Source organism: Mesorhizobium sp. M0195 (assembly GCF_040322115.1).
In the GTDB taxonomy this organism is placed as follows: Bacteria; Pseudomonadota; Alphaproteobacteria; order Rhizobiales; family Rhizobiaceae; genus Mesorhizobium.
The window spans coordinates 1-17,134 of the sequence record NZ_JAMYSV010000026.1 but is presented as its reverse complement, the minus strand read 5'-3'; the positions used below and the strand labels follow the sequence as shown (position 1 = coordinate 17,134).

Genomic DNA, 17,134 nt, shown 5'->3' with positions numbered 1-17,134 from the left:
GGAAATTCGTCTCGCACGAAAATCTGCCGCCAAACTGGCCTGATCAACAGCATGGTATGGCGTTTTCCCAGTCCAGTTGGCTTTGCAACGAAACGCGGTTCAGCCCAAGGGTCGGTTTCCTCGCCAGCACGCCGCGTCCCCGCCGTTTTAGCCACCGTGTCCCGGCAACGCGTCTTGTACCTGCCTGACAACCGCTCGCAGGACCTCAACGCCCTTCTCGATCTGCCGAATGCTCAAGGCGGCATAGCCCATTACAAGCCCCATGCGATCGATGTGGCCTTCGTCCGACTGCCGCTCGTAAAGGGGCGAGATCAGGTGTAGCCCCAGGCCCGCGCCTCGGGCGGCTTCGACCAGGGTCGTTTCCCGCGATCGCGGGAGTTCGTCGAACCAAACGACGACGTGCAGACCGGCCTCTGCTCCCTGGACAGCGATGCGATCTCCGAAGCTGCGCCGCAAGGCGCCCAACAACGTCCCCCGACGCTCGCCGTTCAGCCTGCGCACACGCCGCACATGGCTTTCGTAGCCGCCACTCTCGATCAAACAGGCCAGAGCCTCCTGTTCAGCCACCGGCGAATGCCGGTCCGCGAATTGTTTGGCGGTAGCGAAGACCTCCTGCAATTCCGCCGGGACGACGAGGTAGCCGATACGCAGCATCGGCGAGAGCGTTTTGGAGATCGTGCCGAGGTAGATGACAGCCCCGTGGTCCTCAAGACTGTGCAGCGGAGGGACCGGATTGATGTCGTAGCGATATTCGCTGTCGTAGTCGTCCTCGATCACATAGGCGTTGTTGTGCCGCGCCCATTCCAGAAGCTGATGGCGGCGCGCGATCGGCATGACGCCGCCCAGCGGAAACTGATGCGATGGCGTGACATAGGCCAGTCGCGCCCCGATCCCCGCCAGCAACTCCGTCTTCATCCCGTCCTCGTCGACGGTGACGGGGATGGGCAAGGCACCCGTACTGGCAAAGACCTGACGCGCCATCCTGTAGCACGGGTCCTCGATGACGAAGCGGTCGGCACGATCGAGAAGCAGGCGAGCGCACAGATCGAGGCCCTGCTGCGAACCGTTGATGATGATGATCTGCTCGAGGTCGCAGCTCAGGGTTCGGGCGCGCCAGAGATAGCCCTGGAGCGCCTGGCGCAGCCGGCGCGAGCCGCGAGGGTCGTCATAGGCAAGACGCAACGGGCGCTGCCCCATCGCCTCGTTCATCGCACGTTTCCAGACCAATGCGGGGAAGTCTGACGTCGCCAGGTCGCCATAGCGGAAATCGACCTTCAGCCCAGTCGGCAGATAATCCGGCCAGGGCGGCGTAACGCGCAGTCGTTCGCCATAGGCGGACAGATGAACCGGGCCGACTCGTTTCGCGACAGTGCGGCTCGTCTCAGGACCGATCAGCGAGGATGCAACGCGAGGTCGTGCGCCTTGACGGACTTCGATAAAGCCTTCCGCGGTCAGTTGGTCATAGGCGACCGTCACCGTCGTTCGCGAAACCCCAAGGTCATTTGCCAGGCCGCGGGAGGACGGCAGCTGACTACCGGTTTCATAGACGCCGCCGAGGATCTGCTCGCGAAGAGCCTCGTAGATCTGGCGTGCACCCATCGCGTGCGTGCGACCTGCAGAACCGGCACTTGAAGACTGGACCATTTCATTCATCGCCAACTGGATATTTCACATTGGCCAGTTTGCCGTCAATCTTTCGGAAACCCAAGCAAGATCTTAGAGGCCGAATGACCCGCTCCTATCAATCGGAAACCGATGCTCTCACGCGGTCGCTCAACGACACCGGTCCCGGATTCGCCACTCGGGCGATCCATCATGGCTACGATCCCGCCGGCTTTTCCAATGCCGTTCAGCCGCCAGTCTTCTTGACCTCGACCTATGGATTCGAAAGCGTGGCAGCGAACGAGGCCGCCGCCGCGCTTGGCGGAAGGCTCTATGCGCGCGAATACAATCCGACGACGGAGATCCTCGAACAACGGCTCGCCAATCTGGAAGGAGCCGAGGCAGGTCTGGTCGTTGCCTCGGGGATGGCGGCTTTCGGCACACTGATCTTGTCGCTCCTGTCCCAAGGCGATGAACTCATCGTCCACAGGACACTTTATGCGAACACGCTTGCCATGGTCGAACAGGCGGTCCCCCGCTTCGGCATCAAGGTCGTCGCGGTCGACCTGTCCGATCCTCACAATCTCGATGCCGCGATCACCGAGCGGACCCGGCTTGTTTTCTTCGAGACGCCGGTGAATCCGCTGAGCCGCATCCTAGACATCGCTGCCATTGCCGAGCGCGCCCACGCGCGCGGTGTAAAGGTTGCAGTCGACAGCACCTTCGCCTCCCCCGCGCTCCAGCGGCCGCTCGAACATGGGGCCGACCTCGTGCTCCACTCGCTGACCAAATACATCAATGGGCACGGCGATGCCCTTGGCGGGGCGATTCTCGGCGACGCGCAAACGCTCCGCACGCTGCACGAAACGGGCCTGCGCTACATCACCGGCGCAGCGCTCTCGCCCATGTCAGCTTTCCTGATCCTGCGCGGTCTGAAGACGCTGACGCTGCGCATGGAACGCCACAGCGCCACTGCCCTTGCGGTGGCTCGGGCGCTCGAAGCGCACCCGGCGGTGGCATGGGTGAGTTATCCCTTCCTCGACTCGCACCCTGATCAGGTGACGGCGCGAAAACAGATGTCCAACGGATCGGGCATGTTGGCCTTTGGCCTCCACGCTGGATACGAAGGAGCGCGCCGGATGATGGACCGGCTCAACCTGATCACTCGCGCCGTCAGCCTCGGCGATGCCGACAGTCTCATCTATCACCCAGCAAGCCTGACCCGTGCCCGGCAGCCGATCCGCAAGGATGCGCATCTGGCCGATGGAGTGGGCGAGGACCTCATGCGTCTCTCGGTGGGTCTTGAAGACGCCGACGACCTAGTCGCGGACCTGCGGCGGGCTCTGGACGCCTTGTGATGACCTGTCGTCCGGCAGTCCTGCGCTGACGCACAAACCTGGAGCCTTGCCATGGCATTCCTGAGCGGTCTTTCCGCGTTTCCCATCACGCCCGCCGATCGTGACGGCCGCGTCGATACCGTTGCTCTGCGCAGGCTGATTGCTCGGCTTGGCGCCGCTCAGGTCGATTCCATCGGTCTTCTCGGCAGCACCGGCACATACATGTATCTGACGCGCGAGGAACGGCGGCGGGCGCTCGCCGAGACCTTGGACGAAATCGCCGGGCGAATGCCGGTCGTGGTGGGTGTGGGCGCGCTGCGCACCGATGAAGCCGTGGGGCTCGCGCAAGACGCCCAGGCCCTTGGAGCTGCTGCGGGTTTGCTTGCCGCCGCCTCCTACACCCCGCTCACTGATGACGAGGTGTTCGAACATTTCTCCACGGTGGCGCGCGAAAGTGGCCTTCCGATCGTCATCTACGACAATCCAGGAACGACGCATTTCCGTTTCACCCCAGCACTCGTCAGCCGCCTGGCAAAGGTGCGGGGGATCGTCGCTATCAAGAATCCGACAGACAAGGGCGATGCGATCAAGAGCCATCTGGCCGACCAGAGGCGCACTATGCCGGAAGGGTTCTCGATCGGCTACAGCGGCGACTGGAACGCCGCAGAGGCCATGATCGCCGGCGCCAACACATGGTACAGCGTCCTCGCCGGCATCCTGCCCGAGGTCTGCGTGAAGATCGTCACGGCGGCGCAACAGGGCGATCCGGCCGAAGCGCGACGGATCGATGCCACGCTTGCGCCGCTCTGGAGCCTCTTCAAGGAGTTCTCGAGCCTTCGCGTCGTCTATGCACTTGCCGATTTGCTCGACATTTGCCGTGCCGACCCCCCGCGTCCCATCCTGCCTCTGCCCTCAGCAGCGAAGCGCCAGATCGCCGCCGCGTTGGAACGCTTGCCATCGGATGTCAACCGGTGAACAGCGAACCCGGCGGCCAGTGAAGGAACCTGTCATGTATGTACCCGCGCATTTCGATGAACCGAGCCGAGAAGTCCTCTACGAACTGATCGAGAACAGTGCACTTGGCATGCTGATAACCCATGGCCGGAGCGGTCTCGACGCCAATCACATCCCCTTCGAACTCGACACGTCACAGGGAGAAAACGGTACCCTTTACTCCTGAGCGATTAATAGACGTGCCGAAGGAAAGTGCACATTCTCGCTCGAGTGACTTATTTCAAAGGATGTGATCGCGTTTTGGCACATTCACGGCCGACATGCGGCAGCCGGTCACTCACCAACAACCGGGAAACCCTCCGGCCTACACTTTCTACCGGAGCGCACGTGCTGCATCGACCATGTTCATGAGGGCAGGGCGGACCTCCTCCCATTTGCGTGTTTTGAGGCCACAGTCCGGGTTTACCCACAGTTGGGAATCCGACAGTCGCTCGCGGGCAAGCATGACGAGATCCGAAATCTCCCCGACTTCCGGGACACGTGGTGAGTGAATGTCGTAGACTCCGGGCCCGATTTCGTTCGGATATTTGGAGCTCGTGAAGGCGTCCAGCAGTTCCATTTTCGAGCGCGACGTCTCAATCGAAATGACATCCGCATCCATTTCAGCGATCGCGTCGATGATCTCGTTGAACTCCGAATAGCACATGTGGGTATGGATTTGAGTCGCGTCCTTTACACCCGTTGAAGCGATCCGGAAGCATTCGACAGCCCAGTCGAGATAGTCGTTCCAATCAGACTGGCGCAGTGGCAATCCTTCGCGAAACGCGGCCTCATCGATCTGGATCATCCTTGCGCCGGACCATTCGAGATCCGTCACTTCGTCGCGGATGGCGAGCGCGATCTGGCGGCATGCTTCGGAGCGCGGTACGTCGTCGCGAACAAAAGACCAGTTGAGAATGGTCACTGGGCCTGTGAGCATTCCCTTCACAGGGTTTTCCGTAAGCGACTGGGCGAATTGCCACCAGCGCAGCGTCATCGGATTGCGCCTCGATACGTCGCCGAAGATGATGGGGGGGCGCACGTAACGCGACCCATAGCTCTGCACCCAGGCATGCTGGGTGAAGGCGAAGCCGGACAGCTGCTCGCCGAAATACTGTACCATGTCGTTTCGTTCGAACTCACCGTGCACCAGCACGTCCAGCCCGATCTCTTCCTGCCAGCGAATTGCAGCCTCGATCTCCTTCTTCAGGAAGGTCTCGTAGTCGACATAGCTCAGCTGGCCCTTCGCATGAGCGGCCCGCGCCCTGCGTACCTGCGGCGTCTGCGGGAAGGACCCGATGGTCGTCGTCGGGAACGGCGGCAGCCCGAGCGTGCCGGCCTGGACTCTGGAGCGCTCGGCAAAAGCGCTCTCTCGTCGCTTCATGCTGTCGTCAATGCTGGCGATCCGTCCCTCAACAAGCGGGTCATGGATCTTCGTGGATGTCACGCGAGTGGCGGCAGCCTCGGCAGACGCTTTCAACGCGCCTGCCACCGCATCCCTGCCTTGGGACAGGGCCCGGGCAAGCAACACCAACTCGTCGGTCTTCTGGGCCGCGAAGGCGAGCCACGACCTGATGTCCGCGTCGAGTTCCGTCTCCATGCGGAGGTCGATCGGCACATGCAGCATCGAGCAAGAAGGCGCGATCTCGACGCGGTCCAAGGGCCAGCCGGCGACGATCGGTTTGATGCGGTCGAGAATGGCGGGCAGGTTCGCACGCCAGACGTTGCGGCCATCGATCAAGCCAAGCGAGAGCACCAGATCCTTCGGTGCGAGCCGACCCACCGTTTCCAGCTGCTCGGGAGCGCGCACGAGATCAATATGCAGCCCGGCCAGGGGCAGAGAAACCGCGGTTTCGAGATTGTCTCCCAGCGGCCCGAAATAGGTAGCCAGCATGATCTTCAACTCGGGCGCGGCTTTCGACAGCTGGCCATAGGCGAATTCGAACGCAGCTCGTTCGTTCGGGTTCAGATCGAGGACAAGCGCTGGCTCATCGATCTGCACCCAGTCGGCTCCAGACAGCTTCAGCCTCTGCAGGAGTTGCTCGTAGACGGGCAGCAGCCGCGGCAGGAGCGCGATGGGATCGAATCCTTCGGCAGGCGATTTCGCCAGCTTGAGGAAGGTGATCGGTCCAAGGATGACTGGGCGTGTGTGAACGCCGAGAGCTTTAGCCTCGATGAAGTAATCGACCGGTTTCGTCGACGAGAGGGCGAACGTCTGATCATCGTTGAGTTCCGGCACAATGTAGTGATAGTTGGTGTCAAACCACTTGGTCATTTCCATCGCGGTTACATCAGACCGATGAGCCGCCTGCTGGTGACCAGCGTGTCGACAATCCTCCGTCTGACCCTGGTTGCCCCGCCCCATTGCGAAGTAGATGTCAAGTGGAACCTCGCCGCTATTCCAGCCGTAACGGGATGGAACGGCGCCGACCATGGCTGCGGTGTCGAGCACATGGTCGTAGAGCGAGAAGTCGTTCGACGGGATTTTCGACACGCCGCGATCGTGCTGCTCCTCCCAGCTAGCGGCACGGAGCGCCTTCGCGGTCGTGAGAAGGTCGGCAGCGGACGATTTTCCGGACCAGTAGCTTTCAAGCGCGAATTTCAGTTCTCGCCGACGACCGAAGCGGGGCACGCCGAGCGTTGCTACAGGAATTTGCTGAGAGACAGTCATGCCAGACCCCGATGGTTGGGGCGTCGGTGCAAGGAAGGCGCTAGCAGGCCGGCACGAACGCCAGGCTGCAGCGGCCACCGAGACACCCCGCCCGTGGACGTAATTCGCCGTGGCAGGTCTCCTGGCTCGCGGGGTCATAGCCTCTACCCGTCTTCCCAAGGCTATTCGCCTCAGTGACATGAGTGGGGTTGGCTCGCCGCTAACAGTTGCGGGGGCAGCGCCGGCATCGCACCGGCTTCCCTCTTAGCTCCGCTGCGGCAGCGCCGTACGGAGAACCACGACGCGGGAGACAATTACAGCAGTTCGCTTCTTTGTCAAACGCCGCATAAAGAAATGTTTATGTCGTTATGTTAAATTTCCGTTGGCATGTTCCAAAGGTCGCCTCGAAAGCGAAAACTGTGGAAGCCTTGAGCGGCCGGTAAATCAAAGCAATGACGCACGGCGCCCTTGTCCAGGAGGATAGGAGTTCGTCGGCTGCCGGCAGCAAACATACCGGCAAGCGCCGTGGTGCTGCTTAGCGCATCATGCGAACCACCTCGGCGTCGAACTTCGGCTCCGAGGTTCCGACCGCTTCGTTGGTGATCTGCTCGCGACCGTATTCGGCTCAATGGCGAGGCTGTTGCCCATGTGGAAGCTGTTGGCCGTGATGCCCTCGGTGATATGACACAACGATTTCGGGGGGAGCACACCGAGGCCAGGCGCAGCGGCGTGTTGCGAAGTGATCGAGGCCAATGTCTCGAACTGCTTGTTCGCAGCCCACCGGCTCAAGGTAACCCGGCTCAAACCACCGGGCCAGCTCAAGTCCTGTCCAAATGAGGCCTGAGCGGCAAATCGTCGTGCACGCGCACGGTTTGGCGTTCGATCTTGTGATGCGTCTTGGGCGGACAATCGCCACGGTGCAGCGCGCAGAAGCGGTCCCCAATTGGGAAGCCGAGGGCGGTGAGGGCAAGCCAGCGCCACAGGCGGAAGGGGACTTGGACCTGTTTGCCCTGCTGGACCACAAGTTCGCGACACAGGGCCTCAAGGAGAAGACCAAGAGTGATTATGCGCGGGACCTCGCCAAATTCATCAAAAGCAGCGGGCAGTCAAAGTTCGGCGCCGATTGACATGGAGATAGCCATCGCGGCCGACCGCCCAGGCGGACCGCAAGCCGGAATACAACCGGGTGCAGGCGGCCAAGCTCGTCCACAAGATGGCGTCGGGCACACACCGGCGATGGGAGAGCGGACCGTGGAGTGCAGGAACTTCACGCCTATCCACGCTCCCGTGGACGTGTCCTGCGGCACATCGGCAGCGATATTGAGGAGGCAGTTGAGCTTCTGGTCGAGCACTCTTACCTGCCATTACCTACGCTTAACGTCATCTCGTACTGAAAACGCACCACGCAAGGTCGAGATGTAACATGCGCCCTTCGTGGATGGTTCTAAGCTTCCTCGGGCGCGGTCAATCTGTGATAACGGTCGCTTGGAACCTCCATCACCGCGACGCGATCAAGGTTGGCATATCGCGCTCGGTAGTAACCTTCTTCCTCCACTTCGGCGAAACTACACTGGGGAACGTCAAAGGTCGCAGCTTCCAATCCGAAGAAAGTCGTAGCGGTTTCTTCATCCAAGAAGTTCCACTCATCTTCTCCGTCGTCATATGTGACGCGAACATAGGAGGCCATGCGCGCGGCTTCCTGATCACCCATCTCTGCGATGATGGCATCGCATTCTTTCTTCAGCTTTCCTGAAACCTCACCCTTATCCCAGTCATCCAAAGCCCGATAGATTTCTGGATGATAATACTCTGGCATCTCCTCTACATCGTCACCGATAAGCTCAATGGTGCGGACATATTGCGGATTTATCAAGAGTATTTTGTTGTCAAGGCTCCAACAATACAGCCATGGCCTGCTTGTGTTATTTCTACGCAGATTATGAAGTTCCTTCAACTGACGTAAAATCGATTCACGCGCCTTTTCATCGATAGGATATTGGCGGCTGCCAACAGTCGTCTTGATTCTGAGCGTGCCGTATCGCGTTTCGGCATCGGCAATTGCAAACGGGCTCGTGCGCCACTCCTCGACATCAATCTTCCAGCCCAGCAGCTCCTCGACCGTGCATTTCAACGTGAGACAAAGGTCCTTGATCTGCTCGACGTTCAACTGCGTTTTGCCTGTTTCCCAACGGGCCACAGTCTGTTGCGTCGTTGCCATCTGCTCTGCCAAATCTTTTTGAGTCATGCCCAGTCGAACCCTAAGCTCTTTCATGTTCATAACTCACCTCGCGTGTTCAACACACGCATTGTGGATGAATTAATCTAACACGTCAAGCGTGTTCAAAAATCGCAGCATGTGTTTTTAGGGCGTCTTCGAGGCTCCGGCAGCCGTTCGTGACCACTTGCGCAAGACACAGGGCTGGTACACAGCACGAATGGGGCGATCAAAAATTACTGCTGCGATGCTCGTCATCAGCCAAGCTGCCGCCGCACCTTCCACTAGGGTGCCAAGGTTCGAAATGAGTGCAGACGACCATAGCGAACGGAAGGTCTTGTGCTCAAAAGGAACGAGTGAAGATGTTCTCTTCGCCATTGTGGGAAGCTTCGGGATCGACCGCGGGGCTGGATTTGTTTCGCCTCACTCAACCATGGCCTCGCCGTACAAGCCAAGCTGCCACAGTGGCGCGCCTGCTAACCCAGAAAACTTGGCGGCCTTACAGGCATGCGCAGGACGCGCGAAGCCGCTCAAATCCCCCCAGATGGGTCAGCCATCGAAGACCGGCATCACTTGCCCGTTGAGCGGCTATACGATAGTGCTCCGCGCTAAGCAGGAAGCGCCAAAAATTCGAGCGGCGACTTCATTCTTCTATTCAGGAAGGAACTATGAGGCGGCAGACGCGACCATTCACCGTGGAAGTCAAACAAAAGCGCAATTATCAAAAAGCCGCACGTTCCATCTGGGGCAATTTCGACATCGCCGCGGCGATGGCCGAGACAGCAAAGGAAGTCGAGCCGTTAAATCGTCAGCTTGTTGACTCTACTGTCGTGGCCCCTGATGCTGAACCTTTGGACAAACCGCGAGTGGAACATTTCATGGCCAATCCCCTGGAAACCGAGTCAGCAGTAGTTCATAGCGAACCGGCAGACAAAGCGGGAACGCCAAAACCGAAGACGAGAGCGCGGCGGTCGAGGAAGCCAGGAGCTGAGGCGAGCGCCGGCGCCAAGCCGATATCCGCGACCACTGAAGCACCGCCGTCAGCGCGAACAGGCCGAAAGAGCTACTCCGCGAAGGATCGTGCCCAAAAGCTGGCGCAGATCGAGACCTCGATCGGCGGCGGCGCTACTCTCAAGAGCGCGGTGAAGCAAGCCGGCATCTCGGAACAGACATATTATCTTTGGAAGAAGGCGGCGGCGCCTGCGGCGGACAGTGACGGGCTGAAGGATCTCGTCGCGCTCGAGGAAGAAAACAAGCGGCTAAAGAGCCTGCTTGCCGATCGTCTCCGCAAGGAGAATGCGGAACTGAAGAAAAGGCTTGGGCTGGATTAAGGAGGGTGGGCAGCTGGTTCTTGGCTCGCCGCGCTACAGCAACCCCGCCTGTTCGGCCTCGCGGCGCAGATTCTGCCTTGGCCTTGGGCCGATCTGCTGGATGACCAGTCCGGCGGCCAGCGAGCCGAGGTCGCCGCACTGCTTCAGGCTGCGGCCTTGCGTGTAGCCATAGAGGAAACCGGCGGCATAGAGGTCGCCGGCGCCTGTCGTGTCGACCAGCTCGCGGATCCTGGTCGCCTCGATGGTGACGGTCTCGTCGCCGCGCACGATCACCGAGCCCTTTTCCGAGCGGGTGACGGCGGCGATCTTGCAATCCTTGCGGATCTGCGCCAGCGCCTCGTCGAAGGACGCGGTCTGGTAGAGCGACTTGATCTCGTGGCTGTTGGCAAAGACGATGTCGACGGTGCCGGAGCGCATCAGATCGAGGAACTCGTCGCGGTAGCGGTCGACGCAGAACGAGTCCGACAGGGTCATCGACACTTCGCGCCCGGCGGCGTGGGCGAGTTTCGCCGTCTGCCGGATCGCTTCCTTGGCGCGCGGCGGGTCCCACAGATAGCCCTCGAAATAGGTGACGGCGGCGCCCGACGCCTTGTCGGCCTCGACGTCCTCCGGGCCGAGCTCGACGCAAGCGCCGAGATAGGTGTTCATCGAGCGCTCGCCGTCCGGCGTGACGAAGATCATCGAGCGCGCCGTCGGCGGTTCGCCGTTGAGCGGCTTTGTGTCGAAGGCGACGCCCTGGGCATGGATGTCATGCGCGTAGATTTCGCCGAGCGCGTCGTTGGAGACCTTGCCGAAGAAGGCGGCGCGGCCGCCGAAGGAGGCAACGCCCGCCGCCGTGTTGCCGGCGCTGCCGCCCGAGGCTTCGATGGCCGGGCCCATGCGGCTGTAGAGCAGTTCGGCGCGCCTCGTGTCGATCAAATTCATCGCGCCTTTGATGATGCCGTTGGTCTCCAGGAACGCCTCGTCGCACTGGGCGATGATGTCGACGATGGCATTTCCGATACAAAGCACGTCATAGTCCGGCATCAATTCATGTCTCCGCCAACGAGCCACCGGCTTTCTGCGATGCCGGCCGGGCGCGGGTCTGGCCAGTGGGAATGGGCTTTCCGCTTGCCAATCCGTTCGGCGCCGGCCCTCACGGGGCGGCGAGTCCTGCCTCGCGCCGCAATTCCTCGGCCCTGTCTGTCTTCTCCCAGGTGAAATCAGGCTCTTCACGGCCGAAATGGCCATAGGTCGCGGTGTTGCGGTATATAGGGCGTAAGAGATCAAGCATCTTGATAATGCCCTTCGGTCTGAGATCGAATAACTCAAGAATGAGGCGCTCGATCCTTCTTTCCTCAACCCTCGCTGTCCCGAACGTGTTGACCATGACAGAAACCGGACTGGCCACGCCGATTGCGTAAGCAAGCTGCAGCTCGCAGACGTCCGCAAGTCCGCTAGCGACGATATTCTTCGCGACATACCGGGCCGCGTAGGCAGCCGAGCGGTCAACCTTGGACGGGTCCTTGCCCGAAAAGGCGCCGCCGCCGTGACGCCCCATCCCGCCGTAGGAATCGACGATGATCTTGCGTCCAGTGAGGCCGCAGTCGCCACGCGGCCCACCGACCACGAACCGCCCCGTTGGATTGACCAGAATTCTGATGCCTTCCGTCTCCAAGTGGGTCGGCAGGACAGGCTTTATGATTTCCTCAATGACGCCCTCGCGGACCGTCTCTTGCGAGACCTGCTCGTCATGTTGGGTCGATACGACGATGGTATCCAGGGCGACCGGGCGCAACCCCTCATAGCGCACTGAGACTTGGGATTTCATGTCAGGACGCAACCAGCCAAGCTGTCGTGCTTTCCGGACATCTGCCTGTCGTTTCGTCAAGCGATGAGCGAGCTGGATCGGCAAAGGCATCAGAGTATCGGTTTCGCGGCAGGCGTAGCCGAACATGAGGCCCTGATCTCCCGCTCCCTGTTGGAGGTCCTGCCCTCGTCCCTCGTCAACGCCTTGGCTGATGTCGGGCGACTGCTCGGTGAGAGCATGAACGACGGAGCAACGCCGGCCGTCAAAGCCGACGGCCTCATCGTCGTATCCAATATCGAGAATCGTATCGCGCGCAACTTGGCTATAATCCACCTGCGCATCGCTGGTAATCTCGCCAGCCAGAACGACCATCCCTGATTTTACCAACGCTTCACAGGCGACACGCGCCTTGGGATCGGTGCGGAGGATGGCATCGAGGATGGCATCCGAGATGTTGTCGGCCAACTTATCCGGGTGTCCCGCGCCAACCGATTCGGAAGAGAACACGAACTGCCTAGCCATGAAATGCCTCGCTTCGGGTGTTGGAGTTGTATGGGACATTTTGCTTAGCCCACCTTACCTGTCGGTGATGCCCGGGACCTCGAACGCAGCGCACAAGTCGGCAACGTCTCTTCGCACGCAGGCATGGAGATCCTCGTCGTCTGGCCGCCGAAGGACGGAGTCAATGAAGCCAGCAATTTGCACCATTTCCACATCGCGCATGCCCATTGACGTCACTGCTGGCGCCCCCAGGCGAATTCCGCTTGTGACCGCCGGATCCCGCGGGTCGCCAGGCACCATATTAAAGTTTGTGATGATGCCTGCCTTTGCTAGTCGCTCGGCATAGGCCTTGCCCGATAGCGGTCGATCGCGCAGATCAAGGATCAGCATGTGATTGTCCGTCCCCCCGGTAACCAGGTCATAACCTCGCTCGAGCAGTGCCTGGGCCAGAGCCTTGGCATTCTTGACGGTCTGTTGGCCGTAGCTTCGGAAGGACGGGTTCGCGGCTTCGTGCAAGGCAACAGCTAGCGCAGCGATGACATTCATGTGGGGCCCACCCTGCAGGTGAGGGAAGACCGCCCGATCTATTCGTCTGGCGAGATTGTATTTGCTCTTTGGATGATACAGGGCCTGATAGCGATCTTCGTTCCTGGACAAAATGAAACCACCGCGGGGACCGCGGATCGACTTGTGTGACGTGCTGCTGACCACGTCGCAATGGCGCACGGGATTCGGGTGCGCTCCCGCGGCAATCAGGCCAACGATGTGCGCGATGTCGGCTACGAGATAGGAGTTCGCTTCCAGGGCGATTTCTGCCATTGCCGCGTAGTCAAAGACACGCGGGTAAGCAGTTCCGCCGACCCAAATGAGCCGCGGCCGTTCGCGCTTGGCTGTCTCGCGCAAGCGGTCATAGTCAATCTGCTGTGTCTTTTCATCTAGTCCATAGGGGACGCGTTGATAGTCAGTTCCGGAAAAGTTGATGGCCCAACCATGAGTCAGATGGCCACCTTCCGGAAGGGGCAAGCCCATGACTTTGTCACCGGGGCTCAAAAGCGCACGATAGACAGCCTGGTTGGCCGGCGAGCCGGAATAAGGCTGGACGTTGGCATGCTCGCTGCCAAATAGTGTCTTCAAGCGCTCAATGGCTAGGTTCTCAAGCTCATCAACGATCTCGTTTCCGGCATAGTAGCGCGCACCGGGGTACCCCTCGGCGTACTTGTTCGTGAAAATCGAGCCGTTCGCTTCCAGCACGGCCGAGGACGCAAAGTTCTCAGATGCGATGAGTTTGAGGGTCGTCCGCTCCTGCCGCTCCTGTCTCAGAAGCAGCTCGTGAACGCGGCAATCAACTGCGGCCAAGGAAGACCGCCCGTAGGTGTCGGGCTGCGCGATGGCGCCGTCGGCGGAATTGTCCATGGTAGCTTCGCGCTCCAATTGGATTGATCTATTTCACGGTCAAGCATGCGGTCCCCTTGGGCCGCGTGTCTCGTACCGCTTCGAGCCGCTGCAGGTCCCGTTTATGATAGCCCTCGCCTTGGGGCAGGAGATCGACCAATAATTGAGCCAGCCCACCGTCGTTGCCTCCTGCTTTGAGATGGTACGAGCGCCACGGGGGTTGTTCATTGCAGCAAAGAAAGTCGGCTCTGGCGAGCAGCCCGACGTGTCGCACCACCCGCTCGCGACGCACGCCCAGAATCTCCGCTAGCTCGCAGACAGTTAGGTCCGCATGCGCGCAAAGGCCCAGGATTCGAAGGCGATCAATATGCGCCACCGTGCGTAGGCGACTGACCAGTGTCATCATTGGTCAGGATCAAGCCACATGGAAAACCTGGGCACTCGTCCTACTGAATTTGTCATTTCGCGTTCTCCACAGATGTTGCAGCTTTCGAACCAAATTATATGGCTGGTTGCCCACCGACATGACAATCACGGTGGCCGTGAAGATACTGTTGAGCCGAAAATGCTGTGTTCGAACAACCAAGATGGGCGCTCTTCTTGCCATTGCCTTAGCCGAAATTGCTCGCAGTTCGGCGGGTCGGAGAAAAGCGGCGCCACGTTTTTGACCCCACTGATCTCAGACGTTGCAATAAGCCTACCATTCACAGCGAACTGGAGTTGCTAAGAGTCTATGAATTTGCTTGAAGGATCTGTTGCAACGTTTGCCCAACCCGCTCTTGCTCCCGGCACACATCGCTCATGCCTTCGCCGTCCAAAAGACGGGCCACGAAGCGTAGCCGTTCCTCCATCACCGACACTCTCTCCACGGCATCAACAGCTCCGGCCAAAAAGCGGCGACCGCGATGAGCTGGCTATTCAACGGTTGCCAGTTGGAGCGAACGGGTTCGGCAGTCGAATGCGCGTAGCACATTGTTCCCTTTATGAGATCGAACGCCGTGCAGCTGGGGATCTGATGCAAAGCTGAACTCGCCTGGCTACAATTTCGACCCTTACAACTGACTTCATGCGCAAAGGAAGCACGTCTGCGATTGGCTTGGTGGCGAGCAAACAAATGACGAAAAAAGAGTAGTGCAACGTGCATTTTGGAAAATAGCCTGGATCACGGCCGATGCCAAAGGCAGCCAGTTCGATACAAAATCCCCTTTGATATTCTCCGAAACGCTTATGCCCGGCTGTCCAGCCGCAACCGAATACGCGGCATCGATAGCGAAAGTTTGCGCGCTAGCCATCAGTTCAGTATCAGGACCGACGACCGTAAACCAGCGCTGGCGGTGCGATCCCGCCGTGCGGGGCACAGAAACATTCGTCCGCAGAGTGGTAATATTTTCCAGTATCCGCCTCGACGATCAATCGCTCGTGCAGTCGCCGCAGCAGCGCGTCGCGCGGTCATGCTCCGCCTGCGAACATGATAAAGACGATGGCGCATTCGCGTTTCCGGAGCAGTCGAATTTCCGAGAAGGTCGCATGCTTCTCCGTCTCGGCTGACTCACGCGAAAACCCGATGAAAGAGACCCCGCATCGAGCACCTGACGCTGACTGGAGCGGGCCTTGCCGCCTATCGCGAGATGGTGCCGCTGCCAAAGGCGTTCGAGCGGGAATTGCTGGCAAAACTCAGCGCTGGTGAGCGCACCGCGATCACAAATGGATTGAGTGCGCTCAAGGAGGCCCTGGGCAGGATTAGGCGCTTACCAGTCCATCACCACCTTGCTCGAATTGCCGCTGCGCATCGCGTCGAACCCGGTCTGGAAGTCGTCGATGCCGATGCGGTGGGTGATCAAGCCGCTGACATCGAGAGGACCCTGCACCAGCGCAATCATCTTGTACCAGGTCTCGAACATCTCGCGGCCGTAGATGCCCTTCAGATGCAGCATCTTGAAGATGACCTTGTTCCAGTCGATCTCGAAGCCGGTCGGCGCGATGCCGAGAATGGCGATCTTGCCGCCATTGTTCATGGTATCGATCATGTCGCGGAATGCCGGTGCGGCACCGGACATTTCGAGGCCGACGTCAAAACCCTCGGTCATGCCGAGCGCCGGCATGATATCGCGCAGCTTTTCTTTCGAGGCGTCAACGACATGCTGGACGCCGAGCTTTTTTGCCAGTGCCAGGCGCACCGGGTTGATGTCGGTGATGACCACTTTTCGCGCGCCGACGCATTGCGCCACCAATGCGCCCATGATGCCGATCGGCCCGGCGCCGGTGACCAGAACGTCCTCGCCGAGGAGGTCGAAAGATAGTGCGGTGTGAACCGCATTGCCCAGGGGATCGAAGATCGCGGCGATCTCGTCCGGCACGTCGTCGGGGATCGGCACGACATTGTGCTGCGGGATAGCCAGATATTCGCCGAAGGCGCCGGGGCGATTGACGCCGACGCCGAGCGTGTTACGGCAAAGATGCCCCCTGCCCGCGCGGCAGTTGCGGCAATGGCCGCAGACGATATGGCCTTCGCCGGAGACACGCTGGCCAACCTTGTATTCGGTCACCGCCGCGCCGAAATCGGCGACCGTACCAACGAATTCATGCCCGGTCACCATCGGCACCGGCACGGTCTTTTGCGCCCACTGGTCCCAATTGTAGATGTGGACGTCGGTGCCGCAGATCGCCGTCTTCCGGATCTTGATCAGCACGTCGTTGGGGCCGATTTCCGGCACCGGCACCTCTTCCATCCAGATGCCCGGCTCGGCCTTGGCCTTGACCAGCGCCTTCATCATGTTCGACATTCTTTTGTCCCTTGAATCTCTTGATCCGAATGATCCGAAATCGCTTTTCTGTTCCGGCCGTTCAGGAAGATCACACCGAGTTCGCGCCCGATGGCGCCGAACGCCTCGACCGCACGGTCGATATCGGCGCTGGAATGAGCGGCCGACATTTGCGTGCGGATGCGCGTCTGGCCCTTTGAGCCTCGCTTATGCTCTGGAGCTTGTTCTCTCGCGCCCGAATTTCCGCGGGGATGGCTGAACGGAGGCGATCCATTTGCGGATTTTCAAGTTCGTCGGGCCCGCACCCCCACAAACGCTCAACAAGTTGAACACGTCCTGACCCGACTGGGACTTCAAGTACGGACCTGAACCTGGCCGGGTGCTTCTGGATGGCAGGGTCCGTCAAGCTGCGGAGGCCATGAGGGAAATGAAAGAGCTACAGATCAAAAACACATAATCGAGCGATGAATATCGCCTGAACATTCCGAACAGCAACAGTTCGTTGGTGACATTGATGTCGACACGGACCTTGGCGGCCACCGATTCGTAGTTGCTGTCGTAA

At 60.0% G+C, this 17,134-nt stretch carries 13 protein-coding genes, 2 pseudogenes and 1 riboswitch; of the genes and pseudogenes, 6 read left to right on the top strand and 9 right to left on the bottom strand.

Annotated elements, in window-relative coordinates:
• Positions 1-147: 147 nt before the first annotated feature.
• The gene (gene pdxR / locus NKJ12_RS28375; RefSeq protein WP_352706697.1) at positions 148-1,653 is read right to left on the bottom strand and encodes a MocR-like pyridoxine biosynthesis transcription factor PdxR; all 1,506 of its coding nucleotides are present in this window, start codon (positions 1,651-1,653) and stop codon (positions 148-150) included.
• Positions 1,654-1,727: 74 nt separating this feature from the next.
• Here pdxR and NKJ12_RS28370 point away from each other — a divergent pair, with 74 nt between their 5' ends.
• The 3 genes from NKJ12_RS28370 to NKJ12_RS28360 are packed head-to-tail and all read left to right on the top strand — an operon-like array spanning position 1,728 to position 4,119.
• Positions 1,728-2,960, top strand: coding sequence for a trans-sulfuration enzyme family protein (locus tag NKJ12_RS28370; protein ID WP_352706648.1), 1,233 nt, complete (start codon positions 1,728-1,730; stop codon positions 2,958-2,960).
• Positions 2,961-3,011: 51 nt separating this feature from the next.
• Positions 3,012-3,914: a dihydrodipicolinate synthase family protein gene (locus NKJ12_RS28365; protein ID WP_352706645.1), complete on the top strand. Its 903-nt coding sequence runs from the start codon at positions 3,012-3,014 to the stop codon at positions 3,912-3,914.
• 34 nt (positions 3,915-3,948) lie between these two features.
• Positions 3,949-4,119 (top strand): FMN-binding negative transcriptional regulator, encoded by a 171-nt coding sequence (locus NKJ12_RS28360; RefSeq protein WP_352706644.1) that lies wholly within the window; start codon positions 3,949-3,951, stop codon positions 4,117-4,119.
• A gap of 147 nt (positions 4,120-4,266) precedes the next feature.
• On the opposite strand, the gene metE is transcribed toward NKJ12_RS28360, so the two are convergent.
• Positions 4,267-6,603, bottom strand: coding sequence for a 5-methyltetrahydropteroyltriglutamate--homocysteine S-methyltransferase (gene metE, locus NKJ12_RS28355; RefSeq protein ID WP_352706695.1), 2,337 nt, complete (start codon positions 6,601-6,603; stop codon positions 4,267-4,269).
• A 94-nt stretch (positions 6,604-6,697) separates the two neighbouring features.
• Positions 6,698-6,898: riboswitch (cobalamin riboswitch) on the bottom strand.
• Between the two features lie 556 nt (positions 6,899-7,454).
• Here metE and NKJ12_RS28350 point away from each other — a divergent pair.
• Positions 7,455-7,709, top strand: a complete 255-nt coding sequence (locus NKJ12_RS28350) for a hypothetical protein (protein WP_352468275.1) — start codon at positions 7,455-7,457, stop codon at positions 7,707-7,709.
• Positions 7,710-8,026: 317 nt separating this feature from the next.
• On the opposite strand, the gene NKJ12_RS28345 is transcribed toward NKJ12_RS28350, so the two are convergent.
• Together NKJ12_RS28345 and NKJ12_RS28340 are read right to left on the bottom strand one after the other, a co-directional pair.
• Positions 8,027-8,860: a helix-turn-helix transcriptional regulator gene (locus NKJ12_RS28345; protein ID WP_352706643.1), complete on the bottom strand. Its 834-nt coding sequence runs from the start codon at positions 8,858-8,860 to the stop codon at positions 8,027-8,029.
• A gap of 84 nt (positions 8,861-8,944) precedes the next feature.
• Positions 8,945-9,175 (bottom strand): MFS transporter, encoded by a 231-nt coding sequence (locus NKJ12_RS28340; RefSeq protein ID WP_352706641.1) that lies wholly within the window; start codon positions 9,173-9,175, stop codon positions 8,945-8,947.
• 290 nt (positions 9,176-9,465) lie between these two features.
• Here NKJ12_RS28340 and NKJ12_RS28335 point away from each other — a divergent pair, with 290 nt between their 5' ends.
• Entirely contained in the window at positions 9,466-10,128 is a 663-nt protein-coding gene (locus NKJ12_RS28335) for a transposase (protein ID WP_352706639.1), read from the top strand.
• A gap of 33 nt (positions 10,129-10,161) precedes the next feature.
• On the opposite strand, the gene NKJ12_RS28330 is transcribed toward NKJ12_RS28335, so the two are convergent.
• From NKJ12_RS28330 to glyA, 3 genes are all read right to left on the bottom strand, one after another.
• Complete coding sequence (locus NKJ12_RS28330; RefSeq protein WP_352506999.1) at positions 10,162-11,154, bottom strand: adenosine kinase; 993 nt, start codon at positions 11,152-11,154, stop codon at positions 10,162-10,164.
• 109 nt (positions 11,155-11,263) lie between these two features.
• Positions 11,264-12,439, bottom strand: coding sequence for a methionine adenosyltransferase (metK, locus tag NKJ12_RS28325; RefSeq protein WP_352706637.1), 1,176 nt, complete (start codon positions 12,437-12,439; stop codon positions 11,264-11,266).
• Positions 12,440-12,493: 54 nt separating this feature from the next.
• Positions 12,494-13,831: a serine hydroxymethyltransferase gene (gene glyA / locus NKJ12_RS28320; RefSeq protein WP_352706634.1), complete on the bottom strand. Its 1,338-nt coding sequence runs from the start codon at positions 13,829-13,831 to the stop codon at positions 12,494-12,496.
• A gap of 1,527 nt (positions 13,832-15,358) precedes the next feature.
• Here glyA and NKJ12_RS32340 point away from each other — a divergent pair.
• A pseudogene (locus NKJ12_RS32340) lies at positions 15,359-15,543 on the top strand (winged helix DNA-binding protein); the annotation flags it as partial.
• Positions 15,544-15,558: 15 nt separating this feature from the next.
• Here the strand turns inward: NKJ12_RS32340 and tdh are convergent.
• Together tdh and NKJ12_RS28310 are read right to left on the bottom strand one after the other, a co-directional pair.
• Entirely contained in the window at positions 15,559-16,593 is a 1,035-nt protein-coding gene (gene tdh, locus NKJ12_RS28315) for an L-threonine 3-dehydrogenase (RefSeq protein WP_352706632.1), read from the bottom strand.
• Positions 16,581-16,769 (bottom strand): annotated as a pseudogene (locus NKJ12_RS28310) (glycine C-acetyltransferase); the annotation flags it as partial. The gene tdh and the pseudogene NKJ12_RS28310, both read right to left, overlap by 13 nt.
• Between the last annotated feature and the right edge of the window lie 365 nt (positions 16,770-17,134).

Coding starts and splice junctions, on each gene's coding strand:
- pdxR (WP_352706697.1), bottom strand. CDS start 1,653: ATGAATGAAATGGTCCAGTCTTCAAGTGCCGGTTCTGCAGGTCGCACG.
- NKJ12_RS28370 (WP_352706648.1), top strand. CDS start 1,728: ATGACCCGCTCCTATCAATCGGAAACCGATGCTCTCACGCGGTCGCTC.
- NKJ12_RS28365 (WP_352706645.1), top strand. CDS start 3,012: ATGGCATTCCTGAGCGGTCTTTCCGCGTTTCCCATCACGCCCGCCGAT.
- NKJ12_RS28360 (WP_352706644.1), top strand. CDS start 3,949: ATGTATGTACCCGCGCATTTCGATGAACCGAGCCGAGAAGTCCTCTAC.
- metE (WP_352706695.1), bottom strand. CDS start 6,603: ATGACTGTCTCTCAGCAAATTCCTGTAGCAACGCTCGGCGTGCCCCGC.
- NKJ12_RS28345 (WP_352706643.1), bottom strand. CDS start 8,860: ATGAACATGAAAGAGCTTAGGGTTCGACTGGGCATGACTCAAAAAGAT.
- NKJ12_RS28340 (WP_352706641.1), bottom strand. CDS start 9,175: ATGGCGAAGAGAACATCTTCACTCGTTCCTTTTGAGCACAAGACCTTC.
- NKJ12_RS28335 (WP_352706639.1), top strand. CDS start 9,466: ATGAGGCGGCAGACGCGACCATTCACCGTGGAAGTCAAACAAAAGCGC.
- NKJ12_RS28330 (WP_352506999.1), bottom strand. CDS start 11,154: ATGCCGGACTATGACGTGCTTTGTATCGGAAATGCCATCGTCGACATC.
- metK (WP_352706637.1), bottom strand. CDS start 12,439: ATGGCTAGGCAGTTCGTGTTCTCTTCCGAATCGGTTGGCGCGGGACAC.
- glyA (WP_352706634.1), bottom strand. CDS start 13,831: ATGGACAATTCCGCCGACGGCGCCATCGCGCAGCCCGACACCTACGGG.
- tdh (WP_352706632.1), bottom strand. CDS start 16,593: ATGTCGAACATGATGAAGGCGCTGGTCAAGGCCAAGGCCGAGCCGGGC.